Below are 15,073 nucleotides of genomic sequence, written 5' to 3'. Positions count from 1 at the left end.
TTTGCTGTGATATATCAAGAACGTTGCTTCAAAGCGTTAATGGTCCCTTTTTCTGATATGCTGAACCTCAAAACCAGAACCTGAAAAATCCAATAATTAGGGGGCAAAGACAAAATACCAAGCGTCCGGCTGGACGAGGAAATTGCTTGGAAGGCAATTGTTTCACAATCGTGGAATTGGGAGTTCGAGTCTCCCGCCTGCTGCCGAAAAGCGCCAATTACTACTCACTTACCGTCCTTCTCACTCGGAAATACCATCCGTCCGAAAAAACTCTCCAAGCTATTCCACATTCCATCTCGAACTGCTTCCTCCAATTTAAACTCAAACTATAACCGTTCACATCTCCACCCGCCGCTCAAACAGCGCAAATTCCTCCGGTTTGTTGCTGGCATAAATCAACATGCGACCATCCAGAAAGCGGTCCATCAGATCCACCACAAGCTGCGAATTTCCGGCATCCATGTTGGTGGTCGCTTCGTCGAGCAACAGTAACCTGGACTTGGTCAGGATCGCCAAGCCAACTTTCACACGGTGCAGCATGCCCGAACTGAAATGCTTCAGCAATTTGCCGGCATGGTCCTCCAACTGCAGCAGCTTCAAGACTTCCTTGGGCGCGGCCAACATCGGCCGAAAACTGGCATGCAAATCAATGGCTTCCTTGAGTGTTAGGTCTGTGTAAAGCTCCATATAGGGGCCACTCCAGGCAAGATGCTGATAATAAGATTCGGGGTCGATTTCCTTGCCATCGATGAACAATTGCAAGGTCCCTTCGGTGGGCGTCAATTGCCCGGAAAGGATGCGCATGAGGGTTGATTTGCCGCTGCCGTTGTCGCCGCAGAGCAGGACGCGTTCGCCTTCGTCAATCTTGAAGTCCAAATTCCGAAACACCCAATGCCGGAAAAATCGCTTGCCTAGGCCGGAGACCTCAAGCTTCGTCATCGCTTCCCGGCTTGTAGCCTTTCATGATGCCGCGGTTGGAACTCCGCACAAATTCCATGATTTCATCCCGAATCGGGGAGGGGGCAATTTCCTCTTCGATGGATTGCAAGGCCTGCGAGACGTTTTTACCCGATGCAAAGAGCAATCGGTAGATATCCTGAATCGCTGTAATCGTCTCAGAATCAAAATTTCGGCGACGCAAACCCAGTGCATTGACCCCCGAATAACGCAGCGGAAAGTGCGCACCTTTGCAAAAAGGAGGCACGTCCTTGCCCACCAATGAGCCACCTTGCAAAATAGAATGCTTCCCAAGTCGAACAAACTGATGAATCGCGCTCATGCCACCGACAATCGCAAAATCGTCGATGATCACGTGTCCAGCGAGATTCACTGCATTCGCAAGGATCACGTTGTTGCCGATGACGCAGTCATGCGCCACGTGGGCGTAGGCCATCACCAAAACATTGTTCCCAATCTTGGTGGTATTGCTTTCTTTCGTTCCCCTGTTAATCGTTGCAAATTCGCGGATCGTGCAATTTTCCCCGATTTCACAAGTCGTGACTTCGCCGGCAAACTTCAAATCCTGAGGGATGCTCGAAATGACCGCGCCTGGGAAAATGCGCGTATTCTTGCCGATTCGGGCGCCGTCGTGAATCACGACATTGCTACCCAGCCAACATCCCTCCTCAATTACGACATCCCCCTTGATCGTCACGAAAGGTTCTATCTGTACACCCTCTGCAATTTTGGCGTCGGGGTGGATATGTGTCATCGGATACTTCAACTTTTCAAACGAATTAAAAATGGAGAATGATGAATGGAGAATGGAGAATGATGAATGGAGAATGGAGAATGGAACCAAAATTTTCAATTCTCCATTCTCAATTCTCCATTCAAATCACATTTTGTCCTTGTCCACGACTGCGGCTACCAATTCGGCTTCACAGACGAGTTTGCCATCGACGTAGGCCTTGCCGTACATTTTACAGATGTTCCTTTTCAAGCTGTCCAACTGCAACTTGAAGGTGATGACATCGCCCGGGATCACCATTTTCTTGAAGCGCGCGTTGTTGATGGCCAAGAAATAGACCCAAACCTTTTCGGGATTCTCGACCTTGTTGAGCAAAAGGATTCCGCCGACTTGCGCCATGGCTTCCAATTGCAAAACACCCGGCATCACAGGATTTCCGGGGAAGTGGCCTTGGAAAAACGGCTCATTGACCGTTACATTTTTGACACCGGTGATTTCATTCTCTGAAAACTCGGTGATTTTGTCGACCAAAAGGAAGGGATAACGGTGTGGCAGGATCTTCTGAATCGCATTCACATCGAATATCACGCCGGTGGCTTCCTTTTGCTGGTATTTCTTCTGAATCTTCTTCTGCTTCAGGAGGCTCTTGATCTTCTTGGCCAATTCGACGTTGGCTTTGTGACCGGGGCGAGCTGCAAGAATCTGCCCTTTCAAAGGCGCACCGATCAGAGCAAGGTCACCGATCAAATCCAGCAATTTATGCCTTGCGGGCTCGTTGCGGTGGCGGAGATCGATGTTGTTCAGAATACCTTCGTCAGCGACTTCGATATTGGGCTTGTCAAACAAGACCGCCAAACGCTCGAGTTCCGAAGGTGTCACCTCGCGGTCCACGACCACGATGGCGTTGTTGATGTCACCACCTTTGATCAAGCCTGCATTGGCCAAGGCCTCCAATTCGTGCAAAAAGCAGAACGTACGGCTATCGGCAAATTCGGCGGCGAAGTTTTCAATGTTGAGCAACGTGGCATGTTGACTTCCCAAGACCGGGGAATTGTAGTCAATCATGACCGTGACGCGGAAATCATCCATCGGCAAGGCTGCCAAATCGACTTGCCGATCACTTTCGTAGTAGTGAATCGGCTGGTCGACGACAAAAAACTCGCGGTCAGCTTGCTGTTCGTGCAAACCTGCGCGCATAAGAGCCTCGATAAAGACCACACTCGAACCATCCATGATCGGCGGCTCTGGGCCATCCAAATCAATCAGGCAATTGTCGATCTGCAATCCGGCGAGGGCTGCGAGCGTATGCTCGACGGTATGTACCCGTGCACCATTGGCCTCGATGGTCGTGCCGCGTTGTGTATCCACGACATTGTCCACGTCTGCGGGCACAAGCGGCGTACCCGGCAAATCGGTACGGCGGAAAATATAGCCGTGATTTTCCGGTGCCGGATTGAAGGTCATCGTTGCGGACTCTCCCGTGTGGAGGCCGACGCCTGTCACGGAGACGGGCTGCTGAATCGTATGTTGCTTTTCGTACATAGCCTATTCTTGACGATTGGCGATTGCTTTTTCCAGTTGATGCAGGCGCTTGTCGATTGCATCCAAATTGCGAAACACAGCTTCGGAACGGAGCTGCAGCTTATAATCTTGCGCAGGACTGCCGCGCAGGGCTTTTCCTTTTTCTTCGACGGTTTTGGACACACCCGATTGTGCGCCGATTTTGGTCCCGTCTGCGAGTTTGATATGCCCGACGATGCCCACTTGGCCGCCGATCATACAGTTGTTGCCGATTTTGGTGCTTCCGGAAATGCCCGTTTGCGCAGCAATGACGGTGTTTTCGCCGATTTCGACGTTGTGAGCGACTTGGATCAGGTTGTCGAGCTTCGCGCCCTTGCGAATCACCGTTTCACCCAGGGTAGCCCGGTCAATGGTACATCCGGCCCCGATTTCCACGTTGTCTTCGAGCCGCACGATGCCTGTCTGCGGGATTTTCTGAAACTGCCCGTCCGGTTGTGGGGCAAATCCGAATCCATCGCTGCCAATCACCGCGCCGGAATGCACAATACAATGCTTGCCGATCTTGCAGCCGTAGTACAAACTCACATTGGCGTAGAGGGTGCTTCCTTCACCGACCGCAGCATAGTCGCCGACGTAGGTATGTGGATAAATCTTGGCTCCGTCCCCGATGATGGCACCATTCCCGATGTAGGCGAAGGCGCCGATATAGACATTTTTACCAATCTGAGCCGTTTCTGCAATGAAGGAGGGTTGCTCGATGCCGGATTTGTTCTGCACGAATTGCATGAATCGTTGCAGCAACTGCGCAAAGGCCATATAAGGATCCTTGGCTTTGAGCAATGTGGCTGATACAGGCTGTTTGGCTTGGAAGTCCGAGGAGACAATGACCGCCGTGGCTTGGGTCGTGTAAAGAAAGGATTCGTATTTAGGATTGGCCAGAAAAGTGAGGCTCCCGGGGTTGCCTTCCTCAATTTTGGCCAAACTGCTGATCCATTGCTCAGCGTCACCGACGACTTGAGCACCAATCATGGTTGCAATATCTCCTACCTTAAACTTCATTACTCCAAAAATCGAACCGCCAAAGCTAAACAAAAATTTTATACCTCCTGCCAACGTATCACAGCCCAAAACGCCAAGATTTCCACGTTTCTGCACTTGTTTTCAATATTTTTGTATTCGGATCCGTTGCTTAGTAGTGCTGTCCAAGACCAAGTTGCCGTCTTTGGAAAAGTTGCACGGCATTCGTTGACAAATATATTTTTCCATTTACAGCCCTTTCTTCTAATTTTGGGCAAATTCCCAAACGGAGGTCATTTTGGCAGAAAACGTTTTCGAAAACAAGGATTATCGGTTCACGGAAGAGGAACTGATCGAGATTCGCGGACATCAAGGCAAATACCCTTCGATGCGCTCGGCAGTGATGCCTGTGCTGTGGATGGCACAAAACAAGTACGGATGGCTTTCCAAAGAGGCCATTCAACTCGTTGCAGACACATTGCAGCTATCGTTTGCCCAAGTCTATGGTGTAGCTTCGTTCTACACGATGTACTTCAAGCAGGCGGTTCCCAAGCATGTTTTGGACGTTTGTACCTGTTTTGCCTGTGGCGAATTGGGTGGTGACGAGGTGCTGAAATTTGCAAAGGAATACACCGAATGCGATGCGAGCGGCTACAGCAAGGACGGAAATTTCTTTTTCCGTGCAGCGGAGTGCCTTGGCGCTTGTGACACCGGTCCGGTGGCACAGGTGACGAATCGGCATTACGTCCACAACCTGACGATCGACAGCATGCGTGAATTGATTGATGGAATGAGAAATGGCCGGCAGCCATCGTTTGTGAGCATCCCGCTCAAAGACCAATCGAAGATCTGAGTACCGGAAAATGAAATATAGCGATCGCAAAAAGGCCGTTCTGATGCTCTCGGACGGCTCTTTTTTTGAGGGTTACAGCATCGGAAAAGTCGGCACCACGACCGGCGAAATGTGTTTCAATACGGGCATGACCGGGTATCAGGAGATTTTTACCGACCCGAGTTATACGGGGCAGGTGATGATCACCACCCATACCCACATCGGCAACTACGGCGTGCATCCCGGCGAAGCCGAAAGCGCAGGCGTAAAAATCGCCGGCTTGGTGGTCAAGAGCTTCAGCCAAATCAGTTCGCGTACCGAAGCCATCGGCGATTTGCAGCATTATCTTGAGCAGCAAGGTATTGTCGGCATTTCGGATGTGGATACGCGGGCGCTTGTCAGGCACATCCGGAGCAAGGGCGCGATGAACGGCATTATTTCATCGGAAGTGTTTGATTCCAATGAATTGGCAGCGCGTTTGGCGGCCTGCCCCGACATGGAGGGGCTTGAATTGGCGAGTACCGTTTCGACGGAGGTCGCCTATTTTTATGGAGATCCCACGGCACCAGTCCGCATTTCCGCTTTGGACTACGGCATCAAGACGAATATCCTGCGCAGCTTGGCAGCACGCGGAGCGTATATAAAGGTGTTTCCTGCTAAGTCAAGCCTTGCCGACATCAGCGCATTTGAGCCCGACGGCTATTTCCTGTCCAATGGCCCCGGAGACCCTGCTTCCATGCCTTGGGCGGTAGAATTGGCGCAAAACATACTGGAAACCGGCAAGCCTTTATTTGGTATTTGCCTCGGCCATCAAATTTTGTGCAGGGCACTGGGCTTGAGCACATTCAAAATGCATCACGGGCACCGCGGCATCAACCATCCCGTCAAAAACCTCGTGAGCGGCAGGAGCGAAGTGACCTCCCAAAATCACGGCTTTGCCGTCAATTTGCAGGAAGCCTTGGCTTCTCCCCGTGTGGAAGTCACCCATGTCAATCTCAATGACGATACCTTGGAAGGCATTCAAGTCGTAGGCAAAAACGCATTCTCAGTTCAGTATCACCCTGAATCCTCGCCTGGTCCGCACGACAGCCGGTACTTGTTTGATCAGTTTTTCCGGAACATGGAAAAGTGAAAAGTGAAAAGTGAAAAGTGAAAAGTGAAAAGCTTTTTCTTGTTGGCTTTTTATTTAATGCATTGATTACTAGGGATTTGCTTTTTGCCATGGCACCGACGTCTAAGAGACACGAATTTTGATTCGATATTCTTCCAGCCCATCTTCGACCCTGTGGCCCTCCCCGAATTGTTTCCTCAAACGCCCACTTCCCACATGTCGTAGTGACTTTTGACCATTCCGAGGGCGGCGTAGACTTTTTGTGCAACGACATTGTCATGCTCCACATACAGCCGGAGTTCCTTGATGCCGTTTTCCTTGGCGAGGTCCATCACATGTTGATAAAGCGCCTTGAAAATCCCTTTTCCACGGTGCTCGGGATGTACGAAAACCGATTGGAACCACCACATGTCGCCGTTGCGCCAATCACTCCATTCCTTGGTGATCATCAGATTGCCTACGACCTGTCCGTTTTCCTCCGCCACGATGTAAAAGCCCTTGTTGGGGTCGTCGAGCAGGTTTTGCACACCCCCACTCAGGATTTGATTGTCCAACTGCCGGTTTTCGGTTTCCATCGCCATGGCTTGGTTGTTGGCGACAAGCACGGCAAAATCGGCTTTTGTTGCCGGACGAATTGTAATTTGACTTTTCATAACAGCCGTGAAGTTAGGCATCTCTGCCCAAATTTGCTGCCCTTCGACAGGTTCGCTGTGCATAACTGACTTTCAGAGAAAGTTCAATTTCCTTAATATTGGGCCGAATCAAAGAAATTAAGAATATCCAATGAGTTCGATTATTCATATCACAAGTCGGGAAATTCTGGATTCCCGTGGAAATCCTACTGTAGAGGTGGAAGTGATGACCGAAGAAGGAGCCGTCGGCCGTGCCGCTGTACCTTCCGGCGCATCGACAGGCGCCTACGAGGCGATCGAAATGCGCGATGAAGACCGCAACCGCTACATGGGCAAAGGGGTTCTGCGCGCCATTGAGAATGTCAATGAACTGATTGCACCCGAAGTTGTCGGCTGCGAAGTCGAAGATCAAGCGATGATCGATCGCATCATGCTGGACCTGGATGGCACCGAAAACAAGGGCCGCTTGGGCGCAAACGCCATTTTGGGCGTTTCGTTGGCGGCTGCACGCGCGGCGGCAATGGAGCAAGGCCTGCCCTTGTACCGCTACCTCGGTGGCGTCAATGCACGTACGCTTCCAGTTCCAATGATGAACATCCTCAACGGAGGCGCCCACGCCGACAACAGTGTGGATATCCAGGAATTCATGGTCATGCCACTCGGGGCAGAAACCTTCGCCGAAGCCCTGCGAATGGGTGCAGAAGTTTTTCATACGCTCCGCAAGGTGTTGAAAGACAAAGGCATGAGCACCAACGTAGGGGATGAGGGCGGATTTGCTCCCAACCTTGCAAGCAATGAAATCGCCATTCAAACCGTGGTCGAAGCCATCGAAAAGGCAGGCTATCGCCCAGGTGAAGACATGTTCATCGCTTTGGATGCTGCCGCCACCGAATTTTACGACGTCGCAACAGGCAAATATGTCTTCAAGAAATCGACCAAGGAAAGCCGCACAAGCTCGGAAATGGTCAGTTTCTGGAAGGAATGGGTTGCAAAATATCCGATTGTGAGCATTGAGGATGGCCTTTCCGAGGATGATTGGTCCGGCTGGAAGGAACTCACGAATGCCATCGGTGACAAGGTTCAAATCGTTGGCGACGACTTGTTTGTGACCAACGTTCAGCGCCTGAGCAAGGGCATTCGGGAAGGAATCGCCAATTCGATCCTGGTCAAGGTCAATCAGATTGGCAGCTTGACGGAAACGATTGACGCGGTGCAAATGGCGACGCGCAATGCATTTTCCAATATCATCAGCCACCGCAGCGGCGAGACCGAGGATACTTTCATCGCAGACTTGGCCGTCGGTCTCAACAGTGGTCAGATCAAAACAGGTTCAGCTTCGCGGAGTGACCGGATTGCCAAATACAACCAATTGCTTCGCATCGAGGAGCATTTGGGCGAGGCGGCCGTTTTTGGCGCTTCGATGTTCAAATACAAGCGTTAAGCATGAAGAAATTCGCAAAAATCCTGCCGTATGTTCGCAACTTTTACGTTGTGTTTGGTGGCATCGCGTTGATTTGGGTCTTGTTTTTTGACCGCTACAACTTCTTGGATCGCCTTCAAACGCAGCTTCGGATCAAGGAACTGCGTTCAGATTTGGCCTTTTTCAAGGAGGAACGCGACAATATCGAGGAGACGCGTAACATGCTCGAGAGCGACATGGTGGAAATCGAACGGTTTGCCCGTGAGCGTTACATGATGAAACGTGCGAATGAGGATCTTTTTCTCATTTCCAATCAATAGGTTCTTGCGAACCATTTACCTTAAGACAGCCCCTTTGCCAGCAAAGCGGGCTGTTTATTTTCCTGCGACCCCATAAAAGGTGCTTTTCTGCTGCTTTATGGTACAGAAATTGCACACTCGCCGAATTGGGATTTGGCCGTGGGAGCGTTAGTTTTGTCCCCGGATCGTTTTTGCTATTGACCACACTTGAAAATCGCAGGGTTCAAACTGGATCTTTCTCCTTACTTGGCACCGTTTGCCGCGGTGGTTTTGGTTGCGATGCTGGTGTTGTTGGTCGGTTTTCCAGCGTATTGTGAGGCGAGCATCGGGATACACAAGGATGCCATTCTGATGGCCATTGTTTTTGACGTTGCTTGTTTGAGCTTGTTTGCAAACCGCCTTCAGATCCACAAACTCATTCTGAAATCATTTGTTGGACCGTTTTTGATTGCCTTTTCCGTCATCCTCTTCATTTTGGTCTTGCAGTTCATGGCCAAATACCAGGAGGACATCGTTGGCAAAGGCTTGGAATCCTCGGTTTTGGCAAAGGTTTTTGGATTGGCGTGCCTCACCTTGGTGACGATGGCTTTGCCGCTCGGCGTGTTGTTGTCTTCGCTGCTCACGCTCGGCAACATGGGCGAACGCTATGAGCTCGCAGCATTAAAATCCGGGGGTGTAGGTTTGTTCAAGGCCATTCGACCCTTGATCCATGCCACCTTGGTGGTGATGATTGGCAGCATGTTTTTTTCATTTTTCATTGCTCCCATGTCCAATCTCAAGCTCTATACCTTGTTGTATGACTTGAGCAAGGTCAAGCCCACATTCGCCCTCAAGCCCAATCACTTTTACAATGGTCTCGATGGAATGGTGGTTCATGTGGGCGAAATCAACCGTGAAACGGACATTTTGTCGCGCGTTAAAATTTTTGATCACCGCGATCAGGTCGGCAATAACCGGATTACGATGGCCGCCCGTGGAAAGATGGTCCCGAGCGAATCCACCGGCTACCTCGACATGACCCTTTTCAATGGCGAAATGTTTGAGCGCCAACCCAATGAAGGTGGAGGTCCGAAAAGTGACAAGACCCAGATCTTTAGCTTTGATACCTTGATGTACAAGGTTCCCTTGCAGGGGTTTAACCTTGAGCAGAGCGATGAAGAGACCTTCAGCAATCACCATTTCATGCTCAATATCATTGAGTTAGGAGTTGCTGTTGACAGCATGGCCGCAAAGGGAAGGGGGTATTTGGACGATTATGCAGATTTCAACCGAAAGCATGTGCATCTCGATACCACGCTCAACAACGGGATGCGCGAAATGATGGCCAAGGATTCAGTGGTCTATGGTCCGAATGGAGTCATTGCCGCCGACGTCAATCAGCCGGTTTCCAGGTGGTTTCCAGAAATGCAACCCAAAGACCTGCTTACCAAAACATTGAATCAGGTGCAGGCAATGGAAAACTATAGCCGCTTGACGATCGACCGTTCGCAGCGAGAGGAAGAAAAGCTACGGAAGTTTGTCATTGAGCAGCACTACCGATGGATGTTGCCGGTCAGTTGCATCGTTTTTTTGTTTCTCGGAGCAAGCCTTGGGGCGATCATCCGCAAGGGCGGAATAGGCGTGCCGGTCATTTTCTCGATCGTTTTTTTTATCCTGTTTTACATTCTGATGATTCAGGGTAAAAAATTTGCCAGGGATGAGATTCTCCCACTTTGGGTCGGGGTATGGTTGCCTGTGTTGGTCATGCTACCCATGGCGATCTTTTTCACATGGCAAAGTGCCACGGAATCGACCTTGCTGTACGGCGTAAGCTGGTACAAGATCGTGCGGAAGTTGTTTGGTTGGCTACCGATTTGGAAGAAAAAGGGCGTTCAGCGGCATACGATGTCGGTCGAAGAACTCATTGCTTTGCGCGAAAAATCAAAAACGGATGCTCGGCGTGCCATCGAGGAACATGAATCAAAAAAATAGGATATGGAAATAGAAGCTACCCCTTCAGCCCTCCGCATTTGCCTGGTGCAAATGGATTTGGCTTGGGAAAATCCGCAACTGAACTGGAGCAAGGCCAGTAATTTGCTTCGTGACGAAGTCGGGAAACACGATTTGATCATTTTGCCGGAGATGTTCACCACCGGTTTTTCCATGAAGCCTGCTCCATTGGCGGAATCGGCAGAGGACGGGGATACATTGGCATGGATGCAATTTCACGCTGCAAAACTCGGTGCCATTGTCGTCGGAAGCCTGATCGTGGAGGAAGATGGTAAATATTACAATCGCTTGATGGTGGTCGGGCAAGAAGGATTGGTGTTGAAATATGACAAGCGCCATCTCTTCCGCATGTCGGGTGAAAATGAGGTGTATGCAGCAGGGGATGAGCTCCCGGTTTTTTCCCTCAATGGCTGGCGGATTTGCCCGATGATCTGCTATGACCTGCGTTTTCCGGTTTGGAGCCGCAACGGCATGAATCCGGAAGGGCGGATGTGGTATGATTTGTTGCTGTACGTTGCCAATTGGCCAGAAAGGCGCGTGGCCCACTGGAAAGCGCTGTTACAAGCGCGTGCCATTGAAAACCAAGTCTGGGTTGCAGGCGTGAACCGGGTAGGAACCGATGGCAACGACATCGTGTACAGTGGGGACAGCATGATCGTGGATGCCTTGGGAACGATTGCAGCGCATGAGGTTGGCAAGGAGGTTTTGCTCACTGCTACGCTCGATTGGAACGCCCTGGCGGAATACCGCGAGAAGTTTCCCGCATGGGCAGATGCCGATCGATTCGAATTGTTTGCCTGAGCCTTGCAAGTTGCTTCAGTTCATTGAAAGGCCGCCGCAAGGTGCTTCCAAAGTGCAGCACCCAAATCAGGGATCTCACTAAACTGATCAAGTGAATGTGATTTGCTGATTTTCAGCCATTCATGGCTGTCAATCCATTGATCCCATTCGCCATCGGTAAATTGGGAAACGGGTTGGTGACTTGTTGAATCCAACGTCCAATCCCATGGACTGTCTTGCACACTGAGCATCCATCCGTCTTGGGCAAGTGATTTGGGTCGCAGTAAAAAACCATGGGACTTCAGCCATTTACCCGAAAGAATAAGGTGAAAGCTGAACGCATTTCCCCAGACCAGCAATGTGCGAAATACGAAGATATCTGTCCCTGCATAACATCTGGGACTATCGAGCGCACGCCAAGGAAATGCTCCCAGGTGCTCCCCGCGATGGATGCGGCCGGGCGTGGACCAGATTTCAGCGGGAAGTTTGCTGTTGGCAGGCTGGCATGCCTCGATTTTGTTTTTCAATTCGGCGAAAAGAGTGTTAATTTTTGCGTCAATCGCAGCCTTTGTTGTGAAAAATTGAGCGTCTTGCAGCACATTTGATTCGGAGAGCGAGAGACGGGGAGAATGCATTCGAATATTGTTGAGATCCACTGGGGGTGAATTTACTGAATAGGTTCATACTGATGTCATACGCGAGGCCTCTCTTGAGGAGTTTTGCAGTATGCCTCGTGATCCTTGTTTTACAATTCTTGTCGAGATACAAAGGAGACCTCTTCGGAAAGGGACTGGAAGCCTTTACCATCTTCAAAATTTTTGCATTTGCCTCGATTTCGTTGGTCGTTTTGGCATTGCCGGTCGCCGTGCTGCTATCTTCCTTGTTCACCATGGGCAATTTTGGCGAAAACTACGAACTCGCGGCAATGCGTTCGGCAGGAATGTCTTTGCCACGCATTCTCAGACCGATGTTTTTTGTGACATTGCTGGTTTCCTTGATGTCTTTTGGGCTTTCATCGTACATCGTGCCATGGGCAAACCTGAAATTGTATGCGATTCTCTACGATGTGCAACAATTGAAGCCGGTTTTTAGATTGGAACCTGGTCACTTTAACTCGGGAATTGACGATTATGTGATTCGAATCACCGACAAAGATGTTTCAAAGGACCTTTTACACGGCATTTCGATTTATGACCATACTTTTTTCCCCGGAGAGGATACCATGCCTGTCATCTTCTACAACCGTGGAACACCGATGGAAATCGCACAAATCATGGATTCGTCGGGAAGGAACAACCGCTTTGTGATGGCCGATTCGGGAACGATGCGTTTGGATCCCTATGGAAAGTACATGAACATGATGCTGTACCATGGTGCCACGTACGAAGCCAAGGTGGAGATCAACCGAAGGGGCAGAAGGGAAGAGCAGTTTGTGAGGGTGTTTTTCGATTCACTCTTCTACAGTTTTGACATGAAAGGGTTTGACCTTGAACGCACGGAAGAAAAGGAATTCAGCAGCCACCAATATATGCTGAACCTCACTGACCTTGGCACGGCCATGGACAGTATTCGTGCGGTGAAGGCCGAATTTTCGAAGCAGTATGAAGCGGCGATGGCAGAGAACATCATGCTGGATTCGAGCTTTATCCGCGTCGATACGTTGACATACGCCATTCCTCCAGAGGATATTTTGCGGTATTTTCCCAAAAACAAACGTGCAGCGATTCTCAACGACGCAATGACCAACGTTCAAGGAGCGATTTCCGTCATCCGGGCTGGAATCGATGTTTTTGGCAAAGAGGACAAGAAAATTCGGGAACGCGGCATCGAATTCCATTTCAAGTTTTCGTTGCCGTTGGCATGTTTGATCTTCCTTTTTATCGGGGCGCCATTGGGCGCGATCATCCGAAAAGGTGGTGCGGGCGTGCCGATCGTGGTGTCGGTGGTGCTGTACCTGTCTTTTTATGTATTGATGATTCAAGGCAAGAAAATGGCTACGGAAGGCGTTCTTTCGCCATTTTTTGGAGCATGGTTGCCAGTGTTGGTCATGTTGCCACTGGCAATTTTACTGAGTCTGGAATCCGCTGCGGCGGTCCCGATTTTTACGGGGGACAATTTCTGGAAATTCAGCCGCGCATTTGTACGTATTTTGATCATTACCAATCCATTGTATTGGCTGTATCAGATTCCGCCGGTTGGCCGCGCGATGGATGCCATCGGCAGACCCATTGCAAAATTGTTCCGGCGCAAGGAGGAAAAACGAACTTTTCGGGTGCGGCGATGATCGGGAGGCAGGTGGAAACGGCCTGGGAGGGCATTGGAATTGTTGGACTACGCTGTGCATCCAAGGGAAATCCGTAATTTAGAGGGATGAAAAAGTGGATTTTGCTTTTGTTTTGCCTCGTTATGGGGATACAAATGCAGGCGCAGTTGCGCAAGCAACGGCTATTCAAGGTCGATCCACTTTCTTTTGTATTCAAGGAATTTCGTGTGGCCATCGAGCACAGGATGTTTCAAGACAAGGAATTTTTCTGGTATGTAGCGCCTTATGGCTACCATCAATTCTGGAAAAGTCGAGCCGATGAACCATTCGGCAGGCCTGATCACCCACAGAAATACTACGGCGTCGGTTTGCGCGGAGGTGCACGCAAATACTTCATTCCGGAAAATTCCGGTCCCCATGGTTTTTTTGCCCAAGCCCACGTCGGATTCAAACAAATCTGGCTCCATAATTACAACGATGACCTCCAAATCACCGACAAGACGCGATTTCTGCAGTTGGGATTTGGCGCCAATGTCGGCTATCAATGGATTTCGGGACCTCGCAAGGACTTTGCCTACGGATTCATCGGCGGCATCGAGTATTTTGCTCCGCCGATTTTCCCCTCCAACTCTGGTTATGAAACCCGGGACATCACGAGCAATTGGTACGAATTCCCGTTTTTGGCAAAGGGGCATTCAGGCCTGAGACTTTATCTCGGCATCGAATTGGGATTTGCCTTCCTTCAAAAGCATTTGCATTGGTAACCGCGAGCGCGATCCAAACAGCCGTCGAAGCCCATTTGGCAGTCCTAAAGCAGGCCAAGCCGATGTGGAGGTGGTATCCCGAACGGGAAAATCTCGATTTTGCGGCATCCATGCATGCCTTCGGACTTTCTGATTCCGCTGCTGAAGATCTCCTGCACATCCTCAAAAAGGAGTTTCCAGTAGATGTCACCTTTGCGTGGCAGGCTGGATTTCTGAATGTGCGTTTGGCGCCAAACACTTTCGCTGCAATGGTAGGCGATTGGTCGGCAGAACCGCAGCAGCTGCTCGCGTTCCTGCAAGTTCCGCTTGATTTGAATGCCGAAATTCGCTTGTGGCCCTACCGTTGGTTGGTAATTCTGCATGAGGCCGCTGTATTGGCACATCTTCCCGGTTGGAACGATGCAAAATCCGACTCCTATGTTCCGGAACCGGAAGAGATCAAACTGGTAAAGCAATTGTTGGCTTTGCCAAGCTTGCTGCAACAAAAAGGGGAGCTTCGCCGTAAGCGCACAGACATCATGCAAGGCTTGACCGTGATCATTCAGCAGCTTTGGAAGTACCCGATTCTCACTCCAGCAAATCCTTCTGCTTCTTCATTCCGGCAGGCATTGTTGAAATTGGTTTTGGCAATGGCAACGGCGGTGGGAGATCCTCTGCTCCAAGCGCCAAAAGATGCGATCGGTATTTTGGATTGATGGACGAAGGCGCCATTGTGGAATACCTTGTGGAATACTCAAACTGACTCTCGGCCTTCA

15 protein-coding genes are annotated in these 15,073 nt (G+C 50.2%); 9 read left to right on the top strand and 6 right to left on the bottom strand.

What is annotated here, in order from left to right; genetic code table 11:
- Nucleotides 1-336: 336 nt before the first annotated feature.
- The 4 genes from IPN95_13725 to lpxD form a co-directional block, all read right to left on the bottom strand.
- Complete coding sequence (locus IPN95_13725) at nt 337-939, bottom strand: ABC transporter ATP-binding protein (GenBank protein MBK9450439.1); 603 nt, start codon at nt 937-939, stop codon at nt 337-339.
- Complete coding sequence (gene lpxA / locus IPN95_13720) at nt 926-1,723, bottom strand: acyl-ACP--UDP-N-acetylglucosamine O-acyltransferase (protein ID MBK9450438.1); 798 nt, start codon at nt 1,721-1,723, stop codon at nt 926-928. The genes IPN95_13725 and lpxA overlap by 14 nt, the downstream gene beginning before the upstream one ends.
- A gap of 114 nt (nt 1,724-1,837) precedes the next feature.
- Nucleotides 1,838-3,232, bottom strand: a complete 1,395-nt coding sequence (locus IPN95_13715; protein MBK9450437.1) for a bifunctional UDP-3-O-[3-hydroxymyristoyl] N-acetylglucosamine deacetylase/3-hydroxyacyl-ACP dehydratase — start codon at nt 3,230-3,232, stop codon at nt 1,838-1,840.
- Nucleotides 3,233-3,235: 3 nt separating this feature from the next.
- On the bottom strand, nt 3,236-4,270 hold the full coding sequence (gene lpxD / locus IPN95_13710) for a UDP-3-O-(3-hydroxymyristoyl)glucosamine N-acyltransferase (protein MBK9450436.1): 1,035 nt from the start codon (nt 4,268-4,270) through the stop codon (nt 3,236-3,238).
- A gap of 256 nt (nt 4,271-4,526) precedes the next feature.
- Here lpxD and IPN95_13705 point away from each other — a divergent pair, with 256 nt between their 5' ends.
- Entirely contained in the window at nt 4,527-5,081 is a 555-nt protein-coding gene (locus IPN95_13705) for an NAD(P)H-dependent oxidoreductase subunit E (GenBank protein MBK9450435.1), read from the top strand.
- Nucleotides 5,082-5,091: 10 nt separating this feature from the next.
- Nucleotides 5,092-6,192 (top strand): glutamine-hydrolyzing carbamoyl-phosphate synthase small subunit, encoded by a 1,101-nt coding sequence (gene carA / locus IPN95_13700; protein MBK9450434.1) that lies wholly within the window; start codon nt 5,092-5,094, stop codon nt 6,190-6,192.
- Between the two features lie 176 nt (nt 6,193-6,368).
- On the opposite strand, the gene IPN95_13695 is transcribed toward carA, so the two are convergent.
- Nucleotides 6,369-6,824 (bottom strand): GNAT family N-acetyltransferase, encoded by a 456-nt coding sequence (locus tag IPN95_13695; protein MBK9450433.1) that lies wholly within the window; start codon nt 6,822-6,824, stop codon nt 6,369-6,371.
- Between the two features lie 130 nt (nt 6,825-6,954).
- Here IPN95_13695 and eno point away from each other — a divergent pair, with 130 nt between their 5' ends.
- From eno to IPN95_13675, 4 genes are all read left to right on the top strand, one after another.
- Complete coding sequence (eno, locus tag IPN95_13690; GenBank protein MBK9450432.1) at nt 6,955-8,244, top strand: phosphopyruvate hydratase; 1,290 nt, start codon at nt 6,955-6,957, stop codon at nt 8,242-8,244.
- Between the two features lie 2 nt (nt 8,245-8,246).
- Nucleotides 8,247-8,543, top strand: coding sequence for a septum formation initiator family protein (locus IPN95_13685; protein MBK9450431.1), 297 nt, complete (start codon nt 8,247-8,249; stop codon nt 8,541-8,543).
- 186 nt (nt 8,544-8,729) lie between these two features.
- Entirely contained in the window at nt 8,730-10,493 is a 1,764-nt protein-coding gene (locus IPN95_13680; GenBank protein MBK9450430.1) for an LptF/LptG family permease, read from the top strand.
- Nucleotides 10,494-10,496: 3 nt separating this feature from the next.
- Complete coding sequence (locus tag IPN95_13675) at nt 10,497-11,312, top strand: amidohydrolase (GenBank protein ID MBK9450429.1); 816 nt, start codon at nt 10,497-10,499, stop codon at nt 11,310-11,312.
- Between the two features lie 20 nt (nt 11,313-11,332).
- Here the strand turns inward: IPN95_13675 and IPN95_13670 are convergent, their stop codons facing one another.
- The gene (locus tag IPN95_13670; protein ID MBK9450428.1) at nt 11,333-11,818 is read right to left on the bottom strand and encodes a hypothetical protein; all 486 of its coding nucleotides are present in this window, start codon (nt 11,816-11,818) and stop codon (nt 11,333-11,335) included.
- Between the two features lie 161 nt (nt 11,819-11,979).
- Between IPN95_13670 and IPN95_13665 the strand changes: the two genes are divergently transcribed.
- From IPN95_13665 to IPN95_13655, 3 genes are all read left to right on the top strand, one after another.
- Nucleotides 11,980-13,575 carry an LptF/LptG family permease gene (locus tag IPN95_13665; protein ID MBK9450427.1) on the top strand — a complete coding sequence of 532 codons (1,596 nt, stop codon included), beginning with the start codon at nt 11,980-11,982 and terminating at the stop codon, nt 13,573-13,575.
- A gap of 86 nt (nt 13,576-13,661) precedes the next feature.
- Nucleotides 13,662-14,318: a hypothetical protein gene (locus tag IPN95_13660; protein ID MBK9450426.1), complete on the top strand. Its 657-nt coding sequence runs from the start codon at nt 13,662-13,664 to the stop codon at nt 14,316-14,318.
- Nucleotides 14,312-15,013 carry a hypothetical protein gene (locus IPN95_13655; protein MBK9450425.1) on the top strand — a complete coding sequence of 234 codons (702 nt, stop codon included), beginning with the start codon at nt 14,312-14,314 and terminating at the stop codon, nt 15,011-15,013. The genes IPN95_13660 and IPN95_13655 overlap by 7 nt, the downstream gene beginning before the upstream one ends.
- Nucleotides 15,014-15,073: the final 60 nt, after the last annotated feature.

This window comes from Bacteroidota bacterium, from assembly GCA_016718825.1.
Lineage (GTDB): Bacteria > Bacteroidota > Bacteroidia > J057 > JADKCL01 > JADKCL01.
The sequence above is the reverse complement of the archived record's forward strand: the minus strand, read 5'-3'. Positions and strand labels throughout refer to the sequence as shown.

Excerpts from the sequence above, each read along its gene's own strand:
- IPN95_13725 (MBK9450439.1), bottom strand. The coding sequence starts at position 939 with ATGACGAAGCTTGAGGTCTCCGGCCTAGGCAAGCGATTTTTCCGGCAT.
- IPN95_13715 (MBK9450437.1), bottom strand. The coding sequence starts at position 3,232 with ATGTACGAAAAGCAACATACGATTCAGCAGCCCGTCTCCGTGACAGGC.
- lpxD (MBK9450436.1), bottom strand. The coding sequence starts at position 4,270 with ATGAAGTTTAAGGTAGGAGATATTGCAACCATGATTGGTGCTCAAGTC.
- carA (MBK9450434.1), top strand. The coding sequence starts at position 5,092 with ATGAAATATAGCGATCGCAAAAAGGCCGTTCTGATGCTCTCGGACGGC.
- IPN95_13695 (MBK9450433.1), bottom strand. The coding sequence starts at position 6,824 with ATGAAAAGTCAAATTACAATTCGTCCGGCAACAAAAGCCGATTTTGCC.
- eno (MBK9450432.1), top strand. The coding sequence starts at position 6,955 with ATGAGTTCGATTATTCATATCACAAGTCGGGAAATTCTGGATTCCCGT.
- IPN95_13685 (MBK9450431.1), top strand. The coding sequence starts at position 8,247 with ATGAAGAAATTCGCAAAAATCCTGCCGTATGTTCGCAACTTTTACGTT.
- IPN95_13675 (MBK9450429.1), top strand. The coding sequence starts at position 10,497 with ATGGAAATAGAAGCTACCCCTTCAGCCCTCCGCATTTGCCTGGTGCAA.
- IPN95_13665 (MBK9450427.1), top strand. The coding sequence starts at position 11,980 with ATGTCATACGCGAGGCCTCTCTTGAGGAGTTTTGCAGTATGCCTCGTG.
- IPN95_13660 (MBK9450426.1), top strand. The coding sequence starts at position 13,662 with ATGAAAAAGTGGATTTTGCTTTTGTTTTGCCTCGTTATGGGGATACAA.